At 64.4% G+C, this 6040-nt stretch carries 6 protein-coding genes; all 6 read left to right on the top strand.

Annotated features, from left to right (window positions below):
• Window positions 1-110: 110 nt before the first annotated feature.
• Entirely contained in the window at window positions 111-1946 is a 1836-nt protein-coding gene (locus AADJ04_RS17385) for an acyl-CoA dehydrogenase (RefSeq protein WP_273623049.1), read from the top strand.
• A gap of 182 nt (window positions 1947-2128) precedes the next feature.
• Entirely contained in the window at window positions 2129-2926 is a 798-nt protein-coding gene (locus AADJ04_RS17380) for an SDR family oxidoreductase (RefSeq protein WP_044398452.1), read from the top strand.
• Window positions 2927-3064: 138 nt separating this feature from the next.
• The gene (locus AADJ04_RS17375) at window positions 3065-3496 is read left to right on the top strand and encodes a PaaI family thioesterase (protein ID WP_044398454.1); all 432 of its coding nucleotides are present in this window, start codon (window positions 3065-3067) and stop codon (window positions 3494-3496) included.
• A gap of 98 nt (window positions 3497-3594) precedes the next feature.
• A complete protein-coding gene (locus AADJ04_RS17370; protein ID WP_341240381.1) occupies window positions 3595-4611 on the top strand; it encodes an NADP-dependent oxidoreductase in 1017 nt (338 codons plus the stop codon).
• Window positions 4611-5075, top strand: a complete 465-nt coding sequence (locus tag AADJ04_RS17365; protein WP_067512043.1) for a GNAT family N-acetyltransferase — start codon at window positions 4611-4613, stop codon at window positions 5073-5075. The genes AADJ04_RS17370 and AADJ04_RS17365 overlap by 1 nt, the downstream gene beginning before the upstream one ends.
• Window positions 5076-5165: 90 nt before the next feature.
• Window positions 5166-6040: glutathione S-transferase family protein (locus AADJ04_RS17360; RefSeq protein ID WP_341240380.1), on the top strand; the 875-nt coding region annotated here is incomplete at its 3' end.

Here is a 6040-nt window from a genome sequence, read left to right as displayed (position 1 = left end):
GCAGGGGTGTGGCCGCAGTAATGTGCGGGAGCGGTCGGCCTGGGTCACCCTCCTCGCCGCGTCGCGCAACGGACATGCCCGACGGGATGTGCACACCCATAATTTCCCGCATGACGACCCTGCGCTCCACCCTCGATTTCCTGCTTTACAACTGGCTGCAAGCCGAAACGCTGAACACACGCGAGCGCTTTGCCGACCATTCGCGCGAGACGTTTGACGCGGTGCTCGACACCTGCGAGCGCATCGCGCGCGAGAAGTACGCGCCGTTCAACCGCACGGTGGACACGCACGAGCCGCATTTCGATGGTGAACGCGTCACGCTGCCGCAGGCCACCAAGGATGCGTATGACGCCTACGCCGCCTCGGGCATGCTCAGCGCGGCGCAGGACTACGACATCGGCGGTATGCAGTTGCCCTACACGGTGGACGCGGCGGCCAATGCCTTTTTTGCCGTGGCGTCGATCAGCATCAGCTCCAGCCTGCTGAGCGTGGGCAATGCCAACCTGCTGATGGTGCATGGCACCGATCTGCAGAAGAAGGTGTTTGCACTCAATGAGTTTTCGGGGCGCTTCTCGGGCACCATGTGCCTGAGCGAGCCGCAGGCGGGCTCCAGCTTGAGCGACGTGGCCACGCGCGCTGTGCCAGATGGTGAAGCGTTTGAAAGTGACCCGCTGGGCCCGCGCTACCGGCTTACGGGCCACAAGATGTGGATTTCATCGGGCGAGCACGAGCTGTCGGAGAACATCGTGCACCTCGTGCTGGCGAAGATTCCGGGGGCGGACGGCAAGCTGGTGCCGGGCACGCGCGGCATTTCGCTGTTCATCGTGCCCAAGAATCTGGTGGATACCGAAGGCAACCTGACCGGCGTGCGCAACGACGTGGCGCTGGCCGGCCTCAACCACAAGCTGGGCTGGCGCGGCACCACCAACACGCTGCTCAACTTTGGCGAGGGCAAATACCCGGTGGCGGGCAGGGCAGGGGCCGTGGGCTACCTGGTGGGCGAGGCCGGCCGTGGCCTGGCGTGCATGTTCCACATGATGAACGAGGCGCGCATCGGCATCGGCATGGCGGCCACCATGCTGGGCCTGGCGGGCTATTACGCCAGCCTGGACTACGCCAAAAACCGCCCGCAGGGCCGCCTGGTGGGGGCGAGTGGCAAGGACGCTGCGCAGCCCCAGGTGCGCATCATCGAGCACGCCGACGTCAAGCGCATGCTGCTGGCGCAAAAGAGCTACGGCGAGGGTGCGCTCGCGCTCAACCTGTTCTGCGCCCGCCTGGTGGACGAGCAGCACACCGGCGAGCCTGACGCCGCCGACGAGGCGCGCCTGCTGCTCGAAGTGCTCACCCCCATCGCCAAGAGCTGGCCCAGCGAGTTTTGCCTGGAGGCCAATTCGCTGGCCATCCAGATCCACGGCGGCTACGGCTACACGCGCGACTTCCCGGTGGAGCAGTACTGGCGCGACAACCGCCTGAACATGATCCACGAAGGCACGCACGGCATCCAGGCCATGGACCTGCTGGGCCGCAAGGTGTTGATGGAAGGTGGCAAGGGCCTGGCCTTGCTGGCAGGCCGCATCAACGGCACCGTGCAGCGCGCCCTGCAGGTGCCGCGCCTGGCCGCACATGCCAACGCATTGGCTGGCGCCTTGCAGCAGGTGGGTGCCGCCACCAAGGCTGCGTGGGCCACGGGCGAGCCCGGTGACGCCTTGGCAAATGCCGTGCCCTACATGCAGGCATTCGGCCACACGGTGCTGGCATGGGTGTGGCTGGACCTGGCCCTGGCAACGTTGGCCAAAGACGCTGCCGTGGCACAACCGGCCAGCGTGGGCCGCATGGGTGCCATGCAGTTTTTCTTCCACTACGAGCTGCCCAAGATTGGTGCCTGGCTGCAGGTGGTCAGTACCCGCGACGCCACCTGCGCACAGATGCCGGAAGACGCGTTCTGAGGCGCCCAGCACCGCGCGCGGGAAGCCCCCGCGCGCAGGATCGCGCAGGCGACACGGTTGTGCCGCCTGCATCACCACAATGTGCGGCACACACCGCAAAGGCAGCTGCCACAGCGGTGCGGCGCCAAGCCCTCAGGCAGTAGCGCTGCCCAACCCCGATTGCAAACACAAGGAGACACCACATGACCCATCGCACCATCCAGCAACTCTTCGACCTCAAGGGCAAGACCGCCCTGGTCACCGGCGGCTCGCGCGGCCTGGGCCTGCAACTGGCCCACGCGCTGGGCGAAGCCGGTGCCAAGGTGCTGCTCAGCTCACGCAAGGCGTCTGACCTGGAAGAGGCCGTTGCCGAGCTGAAAGCCGCTGGCATTGATGCGCAATGGATTGCCGCTGACTGCGCCAACGAGGCCGACATCCGCAGCCTGGCCGACGAAGCCATTCGCCGCCTGGGTGGCCATGTGGACATCCTCGTCAACAACGCAGGCGCCGCCTGGGGCTCGCCCGCCGAAGACCACCCTGTGGACGCCTGGGACAAGGTGATGAACCTGAACGTGCGTGGCTATTTCATCCTGAGCCAGCACATCGCCAAGCACAGCATGATTGCCCGCAAGCAGGGCAGCATCATCAACGTGGCTTCCATCGCCGGTCTGGGTGGCAACCCCAGCGGCATGAACACCATTGCCTACAACACCTCCAAGGGCGCGGTGATCAACTTCACCCGCGCGCTGGCGGCCGAATGGGGCAAGTACAACATCCGAGTGAACGCCATCTGCCCCGGCTTCTTCCCCAGCAAGATGACGGTGGGCACGCTCAAGGCCCTGGGCGAGGAAAAACTCAAGGCGGGCGCACCACTGGGCCGCCTGGGCGACGACGAAGACCTGAAGGGTCTGTGCGTGCTGTATGCGTCGGATGCGGGCAAGCACATCACCGGCCAGTGGCTGGCGGTCGATGGGGGCGTGAGCGTAGTGACGGGCGGTTGAACTAGAGTACAACTCCCTGCGCGGCTTTGCCGCTTTTCCCCTTCTCTCGGCTTTCCCGGGAAGGGGAGCCCACCAGCGCGGCGGGACGGTCCCTGGCCTGAATCGCGCGTCTCTTAGTTTGCCTACCGAGGAATTGTTTTGAAAAGTTTCGGCGTTGAAATCCCCTTTGTCACCCACCTGGGCTTCACCCTGCACCGCATGGAAGGTGGTGAGTCAGAGTTGCACTACGAGGCCAAGCCCGAGCATTTCAATTCCTTTGACGTGACGCACGGCGGTGCGTCGATGACCCTGCTGGACGTGGCCATGGCCACGGCCGCGCGCAGCGAAACGCCGGACATGGGCGTGGTCACCATCGAGATGAAGACCAGCTTCATGCAGCCCGCCAAGGGCCCGCTGGTGGCCAAGGGGCGGTTGATTCACCGCACGGCCACGCTGGCTTTCACCGAAGGCTCGGTGTATGACGCGGCAGGGCGCATCTGCAGCCATGCCACTGGCACGTTCAAGTACGTCAAGCGCTTGCCGGTAGACGGGCGCAACATCAACCAGCTCAAGTCTGTCTCGACGGACTGAAGCGACGTAGTACAAACCAGCACTTCAAGTATTTTTGGCCTCTGGCGCTTGCAGATAAAGCGCTGGCAGCTATTGAAACCATAGCAAAAGGATTTTCCATGCCCATCAATCAGCAGATCCTCCTCGACAACCGCCCCCAGGGCGAAGCCGTGGCCAGCAACTTCAAGCTGGTGTCGGCAGAGACGCCTGCGCTGGCCGATGGCCAGGTGCTGGTGCGCCACCACTACCTGAGTCTGGACCCCTACATGCGCGGCCGCATGAACGAGAGCAAGAGCTACGCCGCATCGCAGCCCCTGGGCGAAGTGATGATTGGCGGCACGGTGGGCGAGGTGGTGGAAAGCCGCAACGCCAAGTACGCCGTGGGCGACAAGGTGGTGGGCATGGGCGGCTGGCAGGAGTACAGCGTGGTGGATGCCAATGCCCCTGGTGCGCTGCGCAAGGTCGATACAACCCATGTGCCGCTGTCGCACTACCTGGGCGCCGTCGGCATGCCCGGCGTGACGGCCTGGTATGGCTTGGTCAAGATCATTGCCCCCAAGGAAGGCGACACCGTGGTTGTGAGCGCTGCGACCGGCGCGGTGGGCAGCGCGTTTGCTGCCCTGGCCAAAGCCCGCGGCTGCCGTGTGGTGGGCATTGCCGGTGGTGCGGACAAGTGCAAGTACGCCACTGAAGAGCTGGGTTTTGACGCCTGCATTGACTACAAGGTGCATGGCGACGTGAAAGCCATGTCCAAGGCACTGAAGGAAGCCTGCCCCAACGGCATCGACGGCTACTTTGAAAACGTGGGCGGCTGGATCATGGACGCCGTGATGCTGCGCATGAACGCCTTCAGCCGCATCGCCCTGTGCGGCATGATCGCTGGCTACGACGGCGCACCGCTGCCCATGGCCAACCCCGCACTCATGCTCATCAACCGCATGAAGGTCGAGGGCTTCATCGTGAGCGAACACATGGAAGTCTGGCCCGATGCGCTCAAGGAGCTGGGCACCCTGGTCGGCACCGGCAAGCTGCGTCCGCGCGAAACCATTGCCCAGGGCATTGCCGCCGCACCAGAGGCGTTCTTGGGCCTGCTCAAGGGCAAGAACTTTGGCAAGCAACTGGTCAAGCTGATCTGATGACATTGAAGTGGACCTGGGCCCGCTTTGACGACCTGGGCGTGCACGCCCTGCACGACGCGCTGGCCCTGCGCTGCAAGGTCTTCATCCTGGAGCAGGGCCCGTACCAGGACCCCGACGGCGCTGATAAGCAGTCCTATCACCTGCTGGGCTACGACGAGGCGGGCGTGCTACAGGCCTGCCTGCGCGTGGTGGACCCGGGCGTGAACTACCCCGAGCCCTCCATTGGCCGCGTGGTCACCGCCAAGGAAGCGCGTGGCAACGGCACCGGCCGTCTGCTGGTGGCCGAAGGGCTGGCCCGCTGCCAGCAGGTGTGGCCGGGCAGGGCGGTGCGCATCAGTGCGCAGGCGCACCTGCAGCGCTTTTACGGCAGCTTTGGGTTTGTGGCGGTGTCGGACGAATACCTCGAAGATGACATCCCCCACATCGAAATGCTGTGGACCCCACCCGTGGTGCAGGGCTGAACGGGCGCGCCGCGCGTGTGCCCCAGCTTGTTACGCCGCAGTGCACACGCAAGTGCTTTTGGTTGAAAACGCTGTACAGGAGATTTCGCCATGTCTGCCCTGATTCTTCACCACTACCCCTCATCGCCCTTTGCGCAAAAAATCCGCTCAGTGCTGGGGTTCAAACAACTGGCGTGGAAGTCCGTCATCATCCCCAGCATCAGCCCCAAGCCGGATCTGGTGGCCCTGACGGGTGGCTACCGCAAAACCCCCGTGCTGCAGGTGGGGGCGGATATTTATTGCGACACCGCACTGATCTGCGACGTGCTGGAGCACATCCAGCCTGAACCGGTGCTGTATCCGCCGCACCTCAAGGGTGTGTCGCGCGTGTTTGCGCACTGGGCCGACAGCACGTTGTTCTGGGCCTCTATGGCCTACAACCTGCAGCCCAAAGGCGCTGAGATGCTGTTTGCCAGCCTGCCGCCCGCTGCTGCCCAGGCGTTTGCAGAAGACCGCAAGGCCATGAGTGCAGGCATGGTGCGCCAGCGCCCACAAGACGCTACGGCTGCCTACCGCTCGTATCTGCGGCGCATTGCGCACATGGTGGAAGAGCATGATTTTCTGTTCGGCACCGAGCCTTGCGTTGCCGACTTTGCTGCCTACCACCCGCTGTGGTTCACCCGCCGCGTGGTGCCGTTGATGGACAGCATCTTTGAAGCCACCCCCGCCGTGCTGGAGTGGATGGACCGCATCGAGGCACTGGGGCAGGGGCGCATCGAAAAATTCAGCGCGGCAGACGCGATCACCGTGGCGGCAGGGGCTGAGCCCATGCCGCTGCTGGACGATATTTTTCAGGACGAGCACGGCATTGCACTGGGCACCCAGGTACAAATTGCTGCCGAGAGCTTCGGCACTGAAGTCACTGAAGGGGAGCTGCTGGCCGCCACCCGCACCGGCGCTGCCGCCGAAATGGTTGGCGTCGGGCA

Source organism: uncultured Acidovorax sp., assembly GCF_964021665.1.
Taxonomy (GTDB): Bacteria; Pseudomonadota; Gammaproteobacteria; order Burkholderiales; family Burkholderiaceae_C; genus Acidovorax; species Acidovorax temperans.
This window is presented reverse-complemented; position numbering and strand designations above follow the sequence as displayed.

What these genes read in the sequence shown, in the direction of transcription:
- AADJ04_RS17385 (WP_273623049.1), top strand. Translation starts at nt 111, where the DNA reads ATGACGACCCTGCGCTCCACCCTCGATTTCCTGCTTTACAACTGGCTG.
- AADJ04_RS17380 (WP_044398452.1), top strand. Translation starts at nt 2,129, where the DNA reads ATGACCCATCGCACCATCCAGCAACTCTTCGACCTCAAGGGCAAGACC.
- AADJ04_RS17370 (WP_341240381.1), top strand. Translation starts at nt 3,595, where the DNA reads ATGCCCATCAATCAGCAGATCCTCCTCGACAACCGCCCCCAGGGCGAA.
- AADJ04_RS17365 (WP_067512043.1), top strand. Translation starts at nt 4,611, where the DNA reads ATGACATTGAAGTGGACCTGGGCCCGCTTTGACGACCTGGGCGTGCAC.